This window comes from Sphingopyxis sp. FD7, from assembly GCF_003609835.1.
In the GTDB taxonomy this organism is placed as follows: domain Bacteria; phylum Pseudomonadota; class Alphaproteobacteria; order Sphingomonadales; family Sphingomonadaceae; genus Sphingopyxis.
This window is the reverse complement of the sequence record NZ_AP017898.1, coordinates 1502639-1520489: the sequence shown is the minus strand read 5'-3', so window position 1 is coordinate 1520489 and position 17851 is coordinate 1502639. Positions and strand designations below refer to the sequence as shown.

At 63.6% G+C, this 17851-nt stretch carries 11 protein-coding genes and 3 pseudogenes; 9 read left to right on the top strand and 5 right to left on the bottom strand.

What is annotated here, in order from left to right; genetic code table 11:
- Nucleotides 1–663: a uracil-DNA glycosylase gene (locus SPYCA_RS07115; RefSeq protein ID WP_120219564.1), complete on the top strand. Its 663-nt coding sequence runs from the start codon at nucleotides 1–3 to the stop codon at nucleotides 661–663.
- Between the two features lie 111 nt (nucleotides 664–774).
- On the opposite strand, the gene SPYCA_RS07110 is transcribed toward SPYCA_RS07115, so the two are convergent.
- Both SPYCA_RS07110 and SPYCA_RS07105 read right to left on the bottom strand, forming a co-directional pair.
- On the bottom strand, nucleotides 775–1251 hold the full coding sequence (locus SPYCA_RS07110) for an RNA pyrophosphohydrolase (RefSeq protein WP_120219563.1): 477 nt from the start codon (nucleotides 1249–1251) through the stop codon (nucleotides 775–777).
- The gene (locus tag SPYCA_RS07105; RefSeq protein WP_120219562.1) at nucleotides 1248–2195 is read right to left on the bottom strand and encodes an alpha/beta hydrolase; all 948 of its coding nucleotides are present in this window, start codon (nucleotides 2193–2195) and stop codon (nucleotides 1248–1250) included. Before SPYCA_RS07105 ends, SPYCA_RS07110 begins: the two co-directional genes overlap by 4 nt.
- Nucleotides 2196–2379: 184 nt before the next feature.
- On the opposite strand from SPYCA_RS07105, the gene SPYCA_RS07100 reads away from it, so the two are divergent.
- The 3 genes from SPYCA_RS07100 (at nucleotide 2380) to SPYCA_RS07090 (ending at nucleotide 7182) form a co-directional block, all read left to right on the top strand.
- Nucleotides 2380–4245: a 2-oxoacid:acceptor oxidoreductase subunit alpha gene (locus SPYCA_RS07100; RefSeq protein ID WP_120219561.1), complete on the top strand. Its 1866-nt coding sequence runs from the start codon at nucleotides 2380–2382 to the stop codon at nucleotides 4243–4245.
- Entirely contained in the window at nucleotides 4242–5279 is a 1038-nt protein-coding gene (locus SPYCA_RS07095) for a 2-oxoacid:ferredoxin oxidoreductase subunit beta (protein ID WP_120219560.1), read from the top strand. The genes SPYCA_RS07100 and SPYCA_RS07095 overlap by 4 nt, the downstream gene beginning before the upstream one ends.
- 731 nt (nucleotides 5280–6010) lie before the next feature.
- A protein-coding gene (locus SPYCA_RS07090) for an IS3-like element ISSpma3 family transposase (protein WP_120218809.1) occupies nucleotides 6011–7182 on the top strand; the annotation gives its coding sequence in 2 pieces (ribosomal slippage) (nucleotides 6011–6263 and nucleotides 6263–7182; 1173 coding nt in all).
- 29 nt (nucleotides 7183–7211) lie between these two features.
- Here SPYCA_RS07090 and SPYCA_RS18995 read toward each other — a convergent pair.
- Nucleotides 7212–7433 (bottom strand): hypothetical protein, encoded by a 222-nt coding sequence (locus tag SPYCA_RS18995; protein WP_146625095.1) that lies wholly within the window; start codon nucleotides 7431–7433, stop codon nucleotides 7212–7214.
- Between the two features lie 128 nt (nucleotides 7434–7561).
- Between SPYCA_RS18995 and SPYCA_RS07085 the strand changes: the two are divergent.
- A pseudogene (locus SPYCA_RS07085) lies at nucleotides 7562–8157 on the top strand (IS5 family transposase); the annotation flags it as partial.
- 11 nt (nucleotides 8158–8168) lie between these two features.
- On the opposite strand, the pseudogene SPYCA_RS19750 reads toward SPYCA_RS07085, so the two are convergent.
- Nucleotides 8169–8268, bottom strand: a pseudogene (locus tag SPYCA_RS19750) (ATPase); the annotation flags it as partial.
- Nucleotides 8261–8497, bottom strand: a pseudogene (locus SPYCA_RS07080) (IS481 family transposase); the annotation flags it as partial. The pseudogenes SPYCA_RS07080 and SPYCA_RS19750, both read right to left, overlap by 8 nt.
- Before the next feature lie 549 nt (nucleotides 8498–9046).
- On the opposite strand from SPYCA_RS07080, the gene SPYCA_RS07075 reads away from it, so the two are divergent.
- The 4 genes from SPYCA_RS07075 to SPYCA_RS07060 all read left to right on the top strand — a co-directional run bounded on the left by SPYCA_RS07075 (nucleotide 9047) and on the right by SPYCA_RS07060 (nucleotide 17848).
- Nucleotides 9047–12073, top strand: a complete 3027-nt coding sequence (locus tag SPYCA_RS07075) for a TonB-dependent receptor (protein ID WP_120222198.1) — start codon at nucleotides 9047–9049, stop codon at nucleotides 12071–12073.
- Between the two features lie 134 nt (nucleotides 12074–12207).
- Complete coding sequence (locus SPYCA_RS07070) at nucleotides 12208–14397, top strand: chondroitinase-B domain-containing protein (RefSeq protein ID WP_172594994.1); 2190 nt, start codon at nucleotides 12208–12210, stop codon at nucleotides 14395–14397.
- Nucleotides 14394–16568 (top strand): heparinase II/III domain-containing protein, encoded by a 2175-nt coding sequence (locus tag SPYCA_RS07065; RefSeq protein ID WP_232003570.1) that lies wholly within the window; start codon nucleotides 14394–14396, stop codon nucleotides 16566–16568. The genes SPYCA_RS07070 and SPYCA_RS07065 overlap by 4 nt, the downstream gene beginning before the upstream one ends.
- The gene (locus tag SPYCA_RS07060; RefSeq protein WP_120219558.1) at nucleotides 16565–17848 is read left to right on the top strand and encodes an MFS transporter; all 1284 of its coding nucleotides are present in this window, start codon (nucleotides 16565–16567) and stop codon (nucleotides 17846–17848) included. The genes SPYCA_RS07065 and SPYCA_RS07060 overlap by 4 nt, the downstream gene beginning before the upstream one ends.
- The last annotated feature ends 3 nt before the right edge of the window (nucleotides 17849–17851 follow it).

The window sequence follows — 17851 nt, the reverse complement described above, 5'->3', positions numbered from 1 at the left end:
ATGGAAATTGATAGCCCGTTGCCCGGAACCGAGCCGCCGCGCGATTGTCCACGCTGCCCGCGCCTCGTCGCGCTGCGCCGGGCGTGTCAGGCCGAACATCCCGACTGGTGGAACGCGCCGGTCCATGCCTTCGGCGATCCCGATGCATGGCTGGCGCTGGCCGGACTGGCGCCGGGCAAGCATGGGGCGAACCGGACGGGGAGGCCGTTCACCGGCGACTATGCGGGCGACCTGTTGTTCAGGACGCTCGCCGCGTTCGGGCTGAGCCGGGGCGATTATGATGCGCGGATCGACGATGGGCTGGCGCTCGACGGCGCGATCATCGTCAACAGCGTCAAATGCCTGCCGCCGCAGAACAAGCCGACGCCCACCGAAATCGCGAATTGCAGGCCCTTTTTCGAGCGGCAGCTTGCGGCCTTGCCGAAGGTGCGGGTGATCGTCGCGCTCGGACGGATCGCCCATGATGCGGTGCTGCGCGCCGTCGGCGTCCGCCTTGCCGCCTTTCCCTTCGCGCATGGCGCGGTCCACGCGCTGCCCGATGGGCGACATCTGGTCGATAGCTATCATTGCTCGCGTTACAACACGAACACCGGGCGGCTGACGCCGGAGATGTTCGCCGACGTCTTTCGTAGGGCGCTGGCGTTGCACGAAGAGAGCGCTTGATCGCATCGTCATTGCAAGGAGCCGGGGGCGATGCGGCAATCCCCAGCCATCGACATGGCGAAAGGTGGATGGCTGGAGATTGCGTCGCTTCGCCCGCAATGACGGCTCTGGTCAGACGAGCGGGCCGAACTCCTCGACCAACCCGCGATAAAGCGCGCGTTTGAACGGAACGATCAGCTTTTCGATCTCGTTCAGCTCGACCCACTTCCAGGCGCGGAACTCCTGATGGCTGGTGTGGATGTTGATGTCGCTGTCCTCGCCCATGAAGCGCATCAGGAACCAGTGCTGGCGCTGGCCGCGATATTTGCCGCCCCACATCTTGCCGATCAGATGGTCGGGCAGGTCATAGAAATACTCCTCGCGGCTGCGCGCGATGATGTCGACGAGCCCGCCATGGACGCCGGTTTCCTCGCCAAGCTCGCGGATCGCCGCCTCTTCGGCGTCCTCGCCCGCGTCGATCCCGCCCTGCGGCATCTGCCACGCCTCGCTCGACGTATCGAGCCGCTGGCCGACGAAAACGCGGCCATCGCGGTTGGCGAGCATCACGCCCGCGCAGGGGCGATAGGGGAGCTTGTCGTGATCGATCATGCGGCTCCGCTAGCCTCGGCGACGATCGCTTTCAATATGGTGAGGGCGCCGCGAATATCGTCCTTCGCGCTCGGAATGGCTCGCGTCAGGTTGATATAGCCGTGGATATTGCCCTTTGCCTCGCGAAAGCTGGTGGGCACGCCCGCTTCGATGAGCTTGGCGGCATAGGCGCGGCCCTGATCGCGCAAGGGGTCGAGCCCCGCGGTGACCAGCAGCGTCGGCGGCAGGCCCTCGGCCGGAAAATCGAGCGGCGAGGCGCGATAGTCGGCGGGATCCGCAGCATAATGATTGCCGAACCAGGTCATGCTGCCCTGGGTGAGCAGATGGCCCTCGCCGAAATCGCGATAGCTTTGCCAGTCGTCGTGCGTCGTCACGGCGGGGTAGATGGGGTGGATCGCGACGACGGGTTTCGACGCCGGCTTGTCGCGCAGCGTGAGCGCGGTCGCGATGGTCAGATTGCCGCCGGCGCTTTCGCCCGAAAGCACAAGGCCGGTGCAGGGGATGTTGTCGGCGACCCAGCGCGTCGCCGCTTCGCAATCCTCAGGCGCGGCGGGGAAGGGGTGTTCCGGGGCGAGGCGGTAATCGACCGCGATCACGGGCATGTCGAGCTGCCGCGCGGCTTCGGCGCAATAAGGATCGTGCGTGTCGAGGTCGCCGATCACCCAGCCGCCGCCGTGATAGAAGACCATGACGGGGCCGGGCTCGCGGGCCGGGCGATTGTCATAGATGCGAACCCGAATCTCGCCCGCGGGTCCGGGGATGGCGCGATCCTCGACATGCGCGATCTCGCCGCGCGGGGCGTCGGCAAGCTGGCCCATTGCCCGAAACATCTCGCGCGCGCCTTCGGGCGGCATTTCCTCCATCTTCGGTCCTTCCTGCGCGTTCAGGAAGGCGAGGAAAGCCGCCACGTCGGGGCGCCTGAAATGGGTGGGGCCATCGGTCATCTGCGTTTCTCCCTGGTCGCGATTTTCGTCACGCTATTCGGGATTGGCGGGGCAAATTCAATCGCAAATCGAAACCGAGCGACGCCTTGCCCTTTGCGGCGCACAATTTTTTCTCAATTGCGGCTTGGCGCGCAGAGGCCTAGGCCCATGTCACAGGTTCGCAAGATTTGAGGCAGAAGACAAAATGGCGACAGTGGTAGAGGACCAGGCCGACGGCGCGCGGCAGTCCCCGCTTTCGGATGCAGTGGTGGTTCGCTTTGCCGGCGACAGCGGCGACGGGATGCAGCTGACCGGCGGCCAATTCACTTTGTCGTCGGCGCTTGCGGGCAATGACTTTGCCACTTTCCCGGATTTTCCTGCCGAAATCCGCGCGCCGCAGGGCACCTTGTTCGGCGTGTCGGCGTTCCAGATCAATTTCGGATCGTCGGCGATCGACACCGCGGGCGACGCGCCCGACGTGCTGGTCGCGATGAATCCCGCGGCGCTCAAGACCAATGTGCCGCAATTGAAGCCCGGCGGCCTCATCATCGCCGACGAGGGCGAGTTCAACGACCGCAACCTCGCCAAAGCGAAATATGAAGCCAATCCCCTCGACGACGGCAGCCTCGCCAAATGGCAGCTGCTGAAACTGAATATCAGCCAGCTGACGATGGACGCGGTGAAGCCCTTTGGCCTTGGCAACAAGGAAGCGCTGCGCTGCAAGAATATGTGGACGCTGGGGCTGGCGCTGTGGATGTTCGACCGCGACCGCCAGCCGCTGATCGACTGGCTCAATGCGAAGTTTGCGAAGGCGCCCGAGCTGGCGGCGGCGAACGTCGCGGCGCTCAATGCGGGGCACGCCTATGGCGAGACGGCCGAGCTGGCGGGGCCGCTCAAGCAGCATCATGTCGACCCCGCGCCCGCCGAACCCGGCCTCTATCGTACGCTGACCGGTGCCGAAGGCATCGCGCTCGGGCTCGTCGCGGGCGCGCAGCTCGCCAGGCTGCCGATGTTTTTCGGCGGCTATCCGATCACTCCGGCGTCGGCGATCCTGCATCACCTGTCGCGGCTCAAGGAATATGACGTCACGACCTTTCAGGCCGAGGACGAGATTGCGGCCATCTGTTCGGCGATCGGCGCCAGCTATGGCGGATCGCTCGGCGTGACCAGTTCGTCGGGGCCCGGCATCGCGCTCAAGGGCGAGGCGATGGGTCTCGCGATTATGACCGAACTGCCGCTGGTGATCGTCAATTCGCAGCGCGGCGGGCCGTCGACCGGCCTGCCGACCAAGACCGAACAGTCGGACCTTTATCAAGCGGTGTACGGACGCAACGGCGATGCGCCGATGCCGGTGATCGCCGCCCGTTCGCCGGGCGATGCGTTTGAATGCGCGATCGAGGCGTGCCGCATCGCGGTGCAATATATGACCCCGGTGATGCTGCTCACCGACGGCTATATCGCCAATGCGGCCGAACCGTGGAAAGTGCCCGATCTGGCGGCCTATGAGGCGTTTCCGGCCCGGTTCCTGACCGAAGTGCCTGAGGGTGGCTTCAAACCCTATGGCCGCGACGACAAGCTCGCGCGTCCGTGGGTCAAGCCCGGCACCCCCGGCCTGCTTCACCGCATCGGCGGGATCGAGAAGGAAGTCGACACCGGCCACATCAACTACGCGCCCGCGAACCACCAGACGATGACCGATATTCGCAAGGCGAAGATCGACGGCATCAAAGTGCCCGACCAGATCGTCGAGCTGGGCGCCGAGGGCGGCAAGCTGGCGGTGGTCGGCTGGGGCTCGACCTTCGGCCCGATCCACCAGGCGGTGCGGCGCAAGCGTGCCGAGGGACTGGATGTCAGCCACGTCCATATCCGCCATATCTGGCCGCTGCCCGGCAATCTGGGCGAGCTGCTGAAGAGCTATGACAGGGTGATCGTGCCCGAAATGAACACGGGGCAATTGAAGACGGTGCTGCGCGATCAATATCTGGTCGATGCCAGGCCCGTGAACAAGGTGTCGGGCCAGCCCTTCACGATTGCCGAGATCGAAGCCGCCATCGAGGAGGCACTCAAGTGAACGAGATGACGACCATCGCGCGGACGACCACGCTCAAGGATTGGGAAACCGACCAGGAGGTCCGCTGGTGTCCCGGCTGCGGCGACTATGCGATCCTCAAAGCGGTGCAGCGCACGATGCCCGAAATCGGAACCGCGCCCGAGAACACGGTATTCGTCAGCGGCATCGGCTGCTCGTCGCGCTTTCCCTATTATATGGACACCTATGGCTTCCATACGATCCACGGCCGCGCGCCGGCCTTTGCGACGGGGCTGAAGCTCGCCAATCCGGGGCTCGACATCTGGATCGTCACCGGCGACGGCGACGGGCTGTCGATCGGCGGCAACCACACGATGCACCTGATCCGCCGCAATCTCGATTGCCAGATCATGCTGTTCAACAACGAGATTTACGGGCTGACCAAGGGCCAATATTCGCCGACCAGCCGCGTCGGCACGACCAGCCCGTCGACCCCCTATGGCTCGGTCGATCGCCCCGCGCAGCCCGCGGCTTTTGCGCTCGGCGCGGGCGCCCGCTTCGTCGCGCGCGGCTTCGACGTGTCGAAGGAATTGCCGAACGTCCTGAAGGCGGCACATGCGCACAAGGGCGCTGCCTTTATCGAGATTTTCCAGAACTGTATCGTCTATAACAAAGACGTGTTCGAGGATTTTGCGGCGCCCAAGGGCGCGGAGGATCGCCAGCTATGGCTGAAGCATGGCGAACCGATGCTCTATGCCAAGGGGACGAAGGGAATCGCGCTCGACGCCGAGGCGCTGCATCTGAAGACCGTCGATGTCGTCGATGGCGACTGGCAGGCGGCGGGCGTGATCGTTCACGACGTTACCAACCGCAGTGTCGCGCACATGCTCGTCGAGATGCGCTTCGGGGAGTTCCCGATGGCGCTGGGGGTGCTCTACGACGATCCGCGCCCGACCTTCGAGGCTGACGTCGTGCGGCAGAACAAGGCCGCGGCCGAAGGCAAGAAGGCCGATTTGCAGAGTCTGCTCAAGAAAGGGCAGACCTGGACGGTGACCCCAAGCGGGCCGGAGCTTTAGCAAGCCCGCGGGGTGAGGCTTCGCCCGAGGATGCATGGTATACAAGCGTCGGGAATGCTGGCGGCCTATAGAAATGCGCTTGATAGTTGCGCAGACCACACGGACAATCCAACGCCGATCTCGCATAAGCAGCTGTTTTATGGAGAAAAATGGTGGACGCACTAGGGCTCGAACCTAGGACCCGCTGATTAAGAGTCGCAGATAAATAGAGTATTATCAATCACTTAGCTGCATTCGTGTATAAACTGAACGAAGTTGGATAACAAGGTTTTCCGTCGAGTGACAACGGTCAATGTCACAAATTCACCCACAGCCCGATCAGGGCCTGTTGACGGCTTTGCACCGCGCTTGAAACAGGCGCGATGCGAGGCCCTTCATATCAGCTGCGTCGAATCCCTTGGATGATTCCTTTCACCAGGAAACGACAAAGCTGATGCAACCCGATCAAGCCGGGGATCTCAACGCGCCAACCAAGCGCGCAATTTTGATGAGGACCGATCCACCGACACCATCATGGTCAGCGGCCTTTCGCGCCACGCGAACAGGCCGGACACATGAATGAACCTGACCAGGGTAGTATCAGACCGTCAAATTACCCCTTGCCCAACAGGGGCCGTCCACACATGAAACAGGCTCTGAGCGATTTGAAATCGCATGTAGGAGGCGTGACGTGACCCCCTGATTTTCCTCCAACAGTGATTAGAGTCCGGTCTTGAAGGAAGGACGGACAGATGAAGCGTTTGAGGTTTTCGGAAGAGCAGATCATCGGGGTGTTGAAGGAAGCGGAGGCGGGCGCGAAGACCGGCGAGCTGGCGCGGCGACACGGGGTGTCGGAAGCAACGATCTACAACTGGAAGGCCAAGTATGGCGGCCTTGAGGTGTCGGAGGCGAAGCGGCTACGCTCGCTCGAGGACGAGAACGCGAAGCTGAAGCGGTTGCTTGCGGACTCGATGCTGGACAATGCGGCGCTGAAGGATCTTCTCACAAAAAAATGGTGACGCCCGCCGTTCAGCGGGAAGCGGTCGCCCATCTCCAGGCTTGCCATGGGATGAGCGAGCGGCGGGCGTGCCGTGTCACAGGCGCCGATCGGAAGAGCATGCGCTACCGGTCGCAGCGTGGCGACGATGCCGAGGTTCGGGAGAAGCTGCGCGAGTTGGCGCAGCAGCGTCGCCGGTTCGGTTATCGGCGCCTGCATATCCTGCTGCGCCGGGAGGGCGTGATGATCAACAGGAAGAAGACCCAGCGCCTGTATCGAGAGGAGGGGCTGATGGTCCGACGAAGACGCAACCGGCGCCGGGCGATCGGTGCGCGGGCGCCCGCACCGGTGCTCGCGCTGCCGAACCAGCGGTGGAGCCTCGACTTTGTGCATGATCAGATGGCGTCAGGTCGGCGGTTCCGGGTGCTCAACATCGTGGACGATGTCACGCGGGAGTGCCTGCGCGCGGTGCCCGACACGTCGATCTCCGGGCGCCGGGTCGTGCGCGAGCTCAGCGATCTGATCGAGGAGCGCGGCAGACCGGGGATGATCGTCAGCGACAATGGGACCGAGCTGACATCGAACGCGGTGCTCGCATGGTGCGGTGAGGTCGGGGTCGAGTGGCATTATATCGCGCCGGGCAAGCCGATGCAGAACGGCTATGTCGAGAGCTTCAATGGCCGGATGCGCGATGAGCTTCTGAACGAGACGCTGTTCCTCGACCTCGATCATGCCCGCACAGTGATCGCGGCCTGGGCCGAAGATTACAACCAGGCGCGGCCACACTCGGCCCTTGGATATGAGACACCGGCGGCGTTCGCCGCCGAACTGCATAAGCAATGGCCTGTGCAGCTACGCCCTTCGGGCTCCGCTGCACAGGCCATTGCTTACACTGCGCTCATGCGCAACAAAGCTGCTGGGCTCTAATCCCCGCTGGTGGAAACCAGGGGGTCACGTCAGGCGCCATCGGCGCGGTTGAACGCGACCGGACGACCGCCTACATCCAGAAAAACGGTGCGAAGTGGCTTGAGTCTCAATTCTTGATCCTTGGCGAAGGCGGCCTCGATAATGGTTCGGGCCTGAGCTTGGCTGATCGGCTTATGGCTTACTTTCCTGTGGATAGGATTCCAGTTGTCACGAAAGCCCTCTTTGTCCCATTGAAGCGCTATTCCGTACAAGTTTTGCCGCGTTCGCGGTTATTCTCCAGGTTCTGGATCTCCGCGGCGGCCGCCTAGGCTGTAGTGACAATTTATGGGATTCCCATTTGTGCTGAGTTCTGATTCAACGCTGGCTTTTGGAGGCTGGTGTGGAAGGCGAAGTGCTTCGGGACGACCAATGGGAGATTTTGCGGGAGTTTGTGCCCGGTGGGCGCAAGGACCGGCGCGGCCCGCGCAGTGACGCACGGCGGTTTTTCGACGCCATTTTGTGGCTGGCGCGTTCGGGCGGGCGCTGGCGCGATTTGCCCGAGCGGTTCGGTCCTTACCAGACGGCCAAGCGGCGCTACTATCGCTGGATCGAACAAGGTGTGTTTGACCGGATATTCGAGGCGGTTTCTTGCCATCCCGACATGGAGTGGATCGCAATCGATGCCACCGTCATCCGGGCTCAGGCGCAGGCGGCCGGGGCACCGCTAAAAAGGGGGGCCAGGAAGCCCAGGCCCTGGGCCGCTCGCGAGGCGGGTTCGGCACCAAAATCCATGCCGTAGTCGATGCGCTGGGCCTGCCGGTGCGCTTCAACCTCGGCCCCGGACAGCAGAACGACATGGCGCCCGCCAAGGAACTGATCGACGGACTGGAGGCCGGGCAAGTCCTCGCCGACAAGGCCTATGACGCCAACAGCCTGTGCGAGAAGATCGAGGCGCAAGGCGCAACTGTCGTCATCCCGCCCCGCCGTCACCACAAACAGCCGCGCGAATAACCGAGCTCGTCGAGCACGATCAGGTCGAGCCGCGACAGCTGCGCCGCCAAGGGTCCCGCCCTTGCCGATCCGCGTCTCCTCTTCGAGCCGTGTCACCACGGAAGGCGACGATGATCGCCTCTTCGTCGATCGAGAGCATTGTCGAATGCACATCCTTCAGACCAGTCGGCAAATCCTTGAATGCCGTACGCTTCGTCCACTTGGCGACCGTCTTCTGGTTGATGCCGTAGCACTTGGCGAGAAGCCTCAGGCTCTCTTGACTATGTTGTATCGCTCGACGGACTGCCTCCGTCGTCCAGGCGCTCCCGTGTAAAATCTGTCCCATAGCACATACTTCCATTGCTCCATGGATAATGCGCCATCAAATGCCGGGACCAACACCTAATCTCGTCTGGTAGAAACCAGGGGGCAGGTCAGCACTTCAAAAGCCGCAGCTGACCACCACCTCCGATCACTTCAAAAATCTATCTTGCGCTGCGTGCGCCTCCGGTCGGGTTACACCTGCCCGCTGCGGACCGATCTGGAACCTGCGGATACGGCAGGCGATGGCGGCCGCGGTCGCGCTTGGGGACGGCCGCGGCGCGAACGGCTTACCCAGGGCCGACCCGCGAAGAACCGCAGCATGAAACATCTGACCTCCGGCTTCCTGACGCAGCTTCGTTCATCGAGTCTCGCGGCTCCCGTGTTCGGCGATGTCATGAAAGAGATTGTCAGCGAAGCGCGGTTAGCCAACTCCCTCAGCATCAACATCATTTATGCAATTCAATGTGGCATGACAATATGGCGAGTCATATTTCCGATATTGGTTGACAAAAATGGACTAACGATTATGTCCGTAAGAAAGATTGCAAGAGCAAGGGAGAGGCGCATGTGCATGTCCGATCGCGGGACCGGTTCGTCCGCGCGCAGAATTCGTTTCCGCAAGATATGCCTCGTCGGGACGGCGCTGACCGCAGCGACGGCTCCAGGCGCCGCGCTTGCGCAGGGATCGGCCACAGAGGCCGCGGACGACGAGGCGATCGTCGTCACGGGCATTCGATCGTCGCTGCAAAGCGCGCTTTCGGAAAAGCGCAATGCTGACAGCCTGATCGAGGTCATTCAGGCCGAAGATATTGGCAAGCTGCCCGACCAGAATCTCGCCGAGGTGCTCGAAAATGTGACGGGAGTGCAGATCACGCGTGAAGCGGGGGTCGGCACCGGGGTCCAGATTCGCGGCACGAACGATAATCGCGTCGAAATCAACGGCGTCTCGACCGTGGGATCCGGGTCGGGGCGCGGCGGCATCAGCTTCGAGGATGTCAGCGCATCGATCATCGCGTCGGTCGAGGTCATCAAGGCGCCGGAGGCCAAGACGATCGAGGGCTCGGTCGGTGGCACGATAAACCTGCGCACCATTCGCCCGCTCGATCTTCGCGAGATGCTTATCGCGGGGCGCGTGCAGGGTGAATATAGCGAGCTGTCCGATAGCGTGACGCCGCGTATTTCAGCGACCTTCGGCGATAATTGGTCGACCGGCGTCGGCGAGATCGGGCTGGTGCTCAGCGGCAGCTATGCGCAGCAGGAAGCGACATCCTTTCGCCCGCGCGTCGATCGCGACGGCGGGCTAGTGGAAAATGTCGATGCGGCGGTGGTGCGTGGCGGTGTGCTCGAGAATCAGCCGATGCGGCGGCCGGCCGCACAATCCTTTGACTTCGTCGGTATCCAGTTCCTCAATCAGGAACTCGAAAACTTCGAATATGAAACCAAGAATTTCGCCGGTACGCTCGAATGGGCGCCGAGCGACAATCTGAAATTCTATTTCGACACCGTCTATAACGACCAGGAGCGACGCCAGGACAGCTCGCGCGTCCAAGCGTCGGGGGTTAACGCGCTGCTCAATTACAGCGTGCCGACTTCGTTCCAGACGGTCGATTTCGGATCGCTCGACGGCGTGCGGCTCGGCAGCATCGCGGTCGCGGAGACCGGGGTGCTGGAACCCGATCTCGCGGTCGATCGCGACGATCCTAACCTTCGCTTTTCAAGCGATGTCGGCGCGCGGCTGACCAAGAGCGAAATCTATCGGCTGGGGACTGAGTTCAGTGCCGGCCGCCTGACGGGGCGGGCCGAAGCGTCGCGATCGATTTCGAACACGTCGAACCCCGATCTCAGCACGACGCTCAATTTCCTCAACCCCAATGCGCCCGTCTTTACCGGCAACGACAATGCGGTCCCCTTTGCCTATGACCTGTCGGGTGGGTCGCTGCGGTTCGGGATCAATTTCGACTCGCCGCTGGCGCCGACCGTCGCGCAATTGCTCGATCCCGCCAATGTCGTGCTGCAACAGGTGGTGATCGGCAACGACAGTCGGCGGAACAAGGAGGACGCCTTCCGCCTCGACACGTCGCTCGACGTCGCGGACCTGACGCCCTTTTTCACCTCGTTCGACGTCGGTTACCGGTTCAACAAGTCGACGAGCAGTTTCAACGACGTGGGTTCGACCCTCACGCTCAGCAGCTTGAACGACAGTCCGCGCGGGACCGCGTTCGCCGACCTGCTCGTTCCGGGGCCCGACAATTTCGGCGACGCCGATGGCCGGGATCTGTTCTTCGGGGATTTCCTGCTGATCGATCCCAACCGCGCATTCAGCGACCGCGAAGGCACGATCGATATTCTGCGCCAGGCGCTGCTGGCTGCGCCCGGCGGGCGCGTGCTTAATGACGCCTCGGCCAATTCGGCGGGCTTCTTCACCATCAACGAGACGACGCACGCGGTGTACGGCCAGGCCAATTTCGAGGTTGGGCCGGTACGCGGCAATTTCGGGCTGCGCTGGCTCGACACGCGGCTCGATTCGATCGGCAATTCGGTGACCGGCAATGTCGTGACGCAGGTCGTCAGCCGCGGCGGTTACAGCAAGCTGCTGCCGCGATTGAACCTGGTCGCCGATGTCAGCGACGACATCATGCTCCGCGCCAGCTGGGGCAGGGACATCAATCGGCCCGATTTCAACCTTTTGTCGACGTCAGTGTCGTTCGTGACGAGCGAAAATGCCGCGGTTTCCATTGGAAATCCGAACCTTCGGCCCGAAACGGTCACATCCTATGATGCGTCGATCGACTGGTATTTTGCGCCGGCATCGGTGCTGAGCGTCGGCGTTTTTCACAAAAAGCGCACCGACCTGTTCGTGACGCAGCTCGAGGATGCGCCGCTCGACGCCAACGGCTTCCGCGACATTACGCCGCCGTGCGAAGGCGGCGGCATCTATAACCCGATTGCCTTCCGCAACCAGCTGTCGCCGATCGGCGGGTCGGGCATGTGCGTGCCGATCCTGACGACGATCAACGATACGGGCAGCACGACGCAGACCGGGGTCGAGGTCGCGCTGCAATATGATCTGTCGCAATTCGAGGATGCGCTGGGCTTCGCCTCGGGCTTCGGCATCCTCGCCAACTATACCTATCAGAAGTTCGGCGGCGGCGAAGCGGTCAACACCTCGGCGGTGCGCGGCACCGACATCTTCAATGCGATCAACGGCATCTACGACGATGCCGATTTCGTGCCCGTCACCGCGAAGCAGGGCCTGCTCGATTTTTCGAAGCACGCCTATAACGTCACGCTCTATTATGAAAAATACGGGCTGTCGGCGCGCGCACGCTATACATGGCGCAGTGCGTTCCGCACGCTGGACACGGTCGGCGGTGCGACGCTGGCGAGCACCTTCGGTTTTCCGGTGGTCACCGCGGCGCGCGGGCAGCTCAACGCCAGTATCAATTATGACGTCACCGACTTCCTCAATATCGGGATCGAGGGGGTCAACCTCACGAAGTCGAAAATCTCGCAATATTGCGTCAACGACGGGGCGCTGCTGTGCTTCGAGGGTCTGCCCGATCGCCGGATCACCTTCGGTGCCGCGCTGCGCTTCTAGGGGCGCGGCGCCGGACGTCTCCATTAGTCAGGCAATTTGGCAGCAGAAAAATCTTGTATTGTCATACCTCATGTATAGACCAGTTAGCGAACGAACGAATGGGTGAGGCGTTGAAACTTCGATCGATTCTGGCGGTGGCGCTTTTGATTTCGACCTCCGTCGCGGCGCATGGGCGCGAGATGCTCGTCACCGACCAGGCGCAGTTCAAGGCGGCGGTCGAGGCGGCGACGCCGGGCGATGCCATCCTGCTGGCTGACGGGGAGTGGCGCGATTTCCAGGCGGTGTTCACCGGCACCGGGACGGTGGACAAGCCGATCACGCTCGCGGCCCAGACGAAGGGCAAGGTGATCCTCACGGGCCAGTCGAACCTGCGACTCGGCGGCCGGCATCTGGTCGTCACCGGCCTCGTCTTTCGGGGCGGCTACAGCCCCACGCGCGAAGTCATTTCCTTCCGCCGCGATTCGCGGACCCCTGCGCGCGATTCGCGCGTAACCGAAGTGGTGATCGACGGTTTCAGCAAACCCGACCGCCGCGCCGAGGATATTTGGATCGCGCTTTATGGCACCGACAACCGCGTCGATCATTCGCATTTCGAGGGCAAGACCAACGCCGGGGTCACGCTTGCGGTCATCCGGCCCAAGGGGCAGGGCGAGGCCAATCGGCACCGCATCGACCATAATTATTTCGGCCCGCGCCCGCCGCTGGGATCAAACGGGGGCGAGACGATCCGCATCGGCACGAGCGAGGAATCGCTGTCCGACAGCCTGACGCTCGTCGAACGCAACATCTTCGACCGCACGAGCGGCGAGGTCGAGATCGTCTCGGTCAAGGCGGGCGGCAATATCCTCCGCGAAAATCTGGTGCTCGAAGCGCAGGGCGCGTTCGTGCTGCGCCACGGCAACGGCAACCTGATCGAGCGCAATATCTTTTTCGGCAAGGGCGTGCCCGACACCGGCGGCGTGCGCGTGATCAACCGCGACCAGATTGTGCGCGACAATTATTTCGAGGGGCTGGCGGGCACCTCGTTCAAAAGCGCGATTAGCGTGATGAACGGCGTGCCCAATTCAGTCGTCAATCGCTATCATCAGGTCGCGAACGCGCGGATCGTCGGCAACAGCATCGTCGACAGTGCGCGCATCACCTTTGCCGCGGGGGCCGATGCCGAACGATCGGCGGCGCCGGTGGACAGCCGCTTTGAGCGCAACCTGATCGTGGGGGCGAAAGGGCAAGACCCGTTTCGCGCCGAAGGCGACATTGCCGGTATCGCGCTTGCGGGCAATGTCCAGGCGATGGTTGCAAGGCCGCTGCTGAGCCAAGGTGTCGAACAGCGCGCGGTGACGCTTGAACGCGCCGCCAACGGCCTCCTCTATCCCACCGATCCGGCGCTCGCCGCGGTCGGTGCGCCGCGCAATTTGAAACCCGTGACGCGCGCTGAGGTCGGTGCGCATTGGTATCGCGGCGATGCGCCCGAAGCGGCGTTTGGCACCGGCGCAACGCGGGCACTCGCCGTGGGGGCCTCGCTGGCCGAAGCGGTAGCCGAAAGCAGGGCGGGCGACACGCTGGCGCTCGGAACGGGGGTCTATGATATCGCCGCACCGCTGACGGTCCGGCGCAGGCTGACCATCGCCGGCGCCAACGATGCAAAGCCCGTGCTGCGCGTCGCATCCAGCTTGGCGCGGATTGCGGGTGGCGGTGGGCTGCGGCTCGAAAATCTGGCGATCGACGCGCGGGCGACTGCGGGCGAGCGCGCGCTGATCGCGGTCGAGGGCGGCGTCGCCCCCAATTACCGCATCGCTTTCGATGGCGTATCGGTGCGCGGTCCGGGCAAGGGGCGCCTCGACGGCATCGTCATGGCGCCGGGCACCTTCGCCGACGACGTCACCCTTTCGAACAGCGACTTTGCCGACATGGGGGTGGTGGTCCTGGGCACCGGCGAACAGGAACCGAAGGGCTGGTATCCGATGGAACGGCTGACGATTACCGGCAGCCGCTTCGCGCGCGTTGCCATGGTCGCCGATTTGCTGCGCAAGGGCAGTGACGAAAGCACGTTCGGTCCCTGGTTCGCGATGACCCGTTCGAGCGTTGTGGACAGCGGCGCGGGCGACGTGTCGCTGCGTATCTCGGGCGCCCAGCATAGCCAAATCGCGCAGAACAGCTTTGCCGGATCTGACGGCATCCTGGTCATTCATTCGGTCGGAGCGCCCGAAACGCGAATTGCGTCGAACGCCTTTGCCGCGACCCCGGCGCCGCGGATCGAGGAACTCGTCTGGAAAGGGCCGCCGCGCGGCGTGATCGAGGATAATCTTGTGGAGGCCCAGCCGTGATCGCATTTCCGTCCCGGGCGGCCGCGCTGCTCCTCACTGCCGCCGCGATGCCAGCCGGTCCCGCGATGGCGGCGACGCCGTCCGCGGCCTCGGCGCAGGCCTTTGCCCCACTGTTCGCTTCGGAGGTCGAGCACGCGCGCCGCACCGTCGATACCTCGATCCGCGCAGGCATCAACGTGCCCGTGCCCAGGGATCCCGGCGGCGGCTTCACCCACGAACAGCATAAGCGCAATTATCGCGTCATTTTCGAGGGCGGCCAGCTGTTCCGCCTGACCGGCGAGGCGCGCTACCGCGATCATGTCCGCGATCTTCTGCTTGCCTATGCCGATCTTTATCCGGCGCTCGGTCCGCACCCCGCAAAGGCGAACCAGACCGCGGGGCGGCTGTTCTGGCAAAGCCTCAACGACAGCGTGTTCCTCGTCAATGCGGCGCAGGGCTATGCGGCGATCCGCGGGTCGCTGTCCGCCGCCGACCGCCAGCGGATCGACGACGATGTGATCCGCCCGATGGCACGCTTCCTGTCCGACGAGTCGCCTGAGGTCATCAACCGCATCCACAATCATGCGACGTGGGCGGCGGCCGGGGTCGGCCTGTCGGGCTATCTGCTCGGCGACCGCGACCTTGTCGACAAGGCGCTGCTCGGGCTCGACAAAAGCGGCAAGGCGGGGTTCCTGCGTCAGCTCGACTTGCTCTTCTCGCCCGACGGCTATTATGCCGAAGGCCCCTATTATCAGCGTTATGCGCTCCAGCCCTTCGTCGTTTTTGCCGCGGCGATCGCCGCGAACGATCCCGACCGCAGGATTTTCGACTATCGGGACGGCATCGTCCTGAAGGCCGTGCGCACCGCGATCGACCTGACCCACGACGGATATTTCCTGCCGGTCAACGACGCGATGCCCGACAAGAGCCTGCGCACCGAGGAACTCTATCACGCCGTCGCCATTGCCTATGCGGCGACGAAAGATCCCGCCTTTCTGTCGATCGCCGACTGGCAGGACCGCACCGTGCTGACCCCCGCGGGGCAGGCGCTGGCGGCGGACCTGGCCGCGGGCAAGGCGAAGCCCTGGTCCTTCGGCTCGCGGCTGCTCTCCGACGGTCCCGACGGCAAGGGCGGCGCGCTTGTCCTGCTGCGCAGCAAGCCCGATCCCAAGGGCCCGCTGCTCGTCGCCAAAAATACCGTGCAGGGGATGGGTCATGGCCATTTCGACCGCCTCGGCTGGGTCTATTATGACGAAACCGGCGCGGTGGTGACGGACTATGGCGCCGCGCGCTTCCTGAATGTCGAGGCGAAGCGCGGCGGGCGCTACCTGCCCGAAAACGACAGCTGGGCGAGCGCGACGATCGCGCACAATACGCTCGTCGTCGACGAACAAAGCCATTTCGGCGGCGACTGGAAAGTCGGCGAACGGCATGGTACGCGCCAGCTTGCCGCGTCGCTGGGCGGCCCCACCCGCTATGCGATCGGCGAGATCGACAGCGCGTACAAGGGCGTGACGATGCGCCGCGCGCTGCTGCTGATCGAAGTCGACGGTCTCGCAAATCCGCTTTCGCTCGATATCCTCCACGGAACTGGCGGCGGCAGGCATGTCTATGACCTGCCGCTGCATTTTTCGGGGCATATCATCGACAGCGACATCGCCTTTGCCCGCAATCTCGCCGAACGACCGGTGCTGGGCAAGGCGAACGGCTATCAGCATCTGTGGGTCGACGGCGAAGGCACCGGGACGGGCAAGGCGCGGCTGACATGGATGCAGGGCAGCCGTTTCTATTCCTATCATATGGCACCGCCCGCGGGCGCGCGCTTCATCCTTGCCGAAAGCGGCGCGAACGATCCCGAGTTCAACCTGCGCCGCGAACCCGCGCTGATCCAGCGTGTCGATGGCGCGGCGACCGCGACCTTCGTGAACTTGCTTGAGCCGCACGGCGCCTATGACGCGTCGGCCGAGACGGTCGTGGCAAGCAGCGCGCGCGTGACAGGGCTCGAGCATCGCCGCGTAAAGGGCCTCGATCTGGTGCTCGTCACGCTCGTCGACGGCCGTCGCATCGCGATCGCGGTTGCCGAAGATGTCACCCCGAACGCGCAGCACAGCGTCACCGTTGATGGCCGCATTCTTGCATGGACCGGCCCGGTCGGCCGCCTCGACATCGCCGCAACCGGAGCGAAAAAATGAGCAATATCAAGGGTCGTTTTCGCTGGTGCGTGATCGCGCTGATCGCGCTGGCGACGGTCATCAACTATATCGACCGCAATGCGCTGGCGGTGATGTGGCCCGAAGTGTCGAAGGACATCGGCGCCACCAAGGAAGATTATGCGCTGCTGGTGACGATCTTCATGATCTTCTACGCCTTCGGCCAGTCGCTGTTCGGGCGCATCTTTGACGCGATCGGGACGCGGATGGGCTTTACCATCTCGATCGTCATCTGGTCACTGTCGATCGCCGCGCACGCGCTCGTGCGCTCGATGCCGCCGCTGATGGTGCTGCGCGCGACGCTAGGCGTCAGCGAAGCGGGCAACTGGCCGGGCGCGACCAAGGCGAATGCGCTCTGGTTCCCGTCGCGCGAGCGCGCGCTGGCGCAGGGCATTTTCAACGCCGGGGCTTCGCTCGGTGGCATCGTGTCGGCGCCGCTGATCGCGCTGCTGTTCGTCCAGTTCGGCTGGCCTGGAACCTTCCTGCTCATCGGCTTGCTGGGCTTCGTCTGGCTGGTGCCGTGGCTCTGGTTCTACAAGGCCGATCCCGAAAACCATCCGGGGATTAGCGAGGAAGAACGCACCTATATCCTGACCGGCCGCACCGAAGCGGGGCGGGACGAGAGCCGCCGCGTGCCGCTCGGCGAGTTGCTGCGCTATCGCCAGAGCTGGGGCGTCATCCTGTCGCGCTTTTTCCTCGACCCCGTCTGGTGGCTCTTCGTGTCGTGGCTGCCGATCTATCTGGCCGAAACCTTCGGCTTCGACGTCAAGCAGATCGGGCTTTTCGCGTGGGTGCCCTTTGTCGGCGCGATGCTGGGCAGCCTGTTCGGCGGCTGGCTCGCGGGGCGGATCATCGGCGGCGGCGGCGGCGTCCACCGCGCGCGCATGACGACGATCGGTATCGGCTGCGCGATCATGCTGCCTTCGCTGCTCTTCACGATCGGCGCGAGCGAACCGCTCAATGCCGTGCTGCTGATCGCGTGCATCCTCTTCGGCTTCCAGATGGCGATCGGCAATATCCAGACGCTGCCGAGCGACTATTTCGGCGGCGGCGCCGTCGGCAGCCTCGCGGGGATCAGCGGCACCGCCGCAGTTGCGGGCACGCTCATCACCACCTGGCTCGTCCCCGCGCTGACCGAGACGAGCTATGCGCCGATCTTCGCGCTCTCGGCGGCGATCGTCCCCGCCGCTTTCCTGTGTTTCTGGCTGGTCGGCGGTCGCGTCGTCCCGGTCACCGTCAAACCCGCCAACATCCAAGAATAAGGA

Bases quoted from the DNA above. Each gene is read 5' to 3' on its own strand.
- SPYCA_RS07075 (WP_120222198.1), top strand. From the start codon at position 9,047: ATGTCCGATCGCGGGACCGGTTCGTCCGCGCGCAGAATTCGTTTCCGC.
- SPYCA_RS07100 (WP_120219561.1), top strand. From the start codon at position 2,380: ATGGCGACAGTGGTAGAGGACCAGGCCGACGGCGCGCGGCAGTCCCCG.
- SPYCA_RS07110 (WP_120219563.1), bottom strand. From the start codon at position 1,251: ATGATCGATCACGACAAGCTCCCCTATCGCCCCTGCGCGGGCGTGATG.
- SPYCA_RS07115 (WP_120219564.1), top strand. From the start codon at position 1: ATGGAAATTGATAGCCCGTTGCCCGGAACCGAGCCGCCGCGCGATTGT.
- SPYCA_RS07060 (WP_120219558.1), top strand. From the start codon at position 16,565: ATGAGCAATATCAAGGGTCGTTTTCGCTGGTGCGTGATCGCGCTGATC.
- SPYCA_RS07105 (WP_120219562.1), bottom strand. From the start codon at position 2,195: ATGACCGATGGCCCCACCCATTTCAGGCGCCCCGACGTGGCGGCTTTC.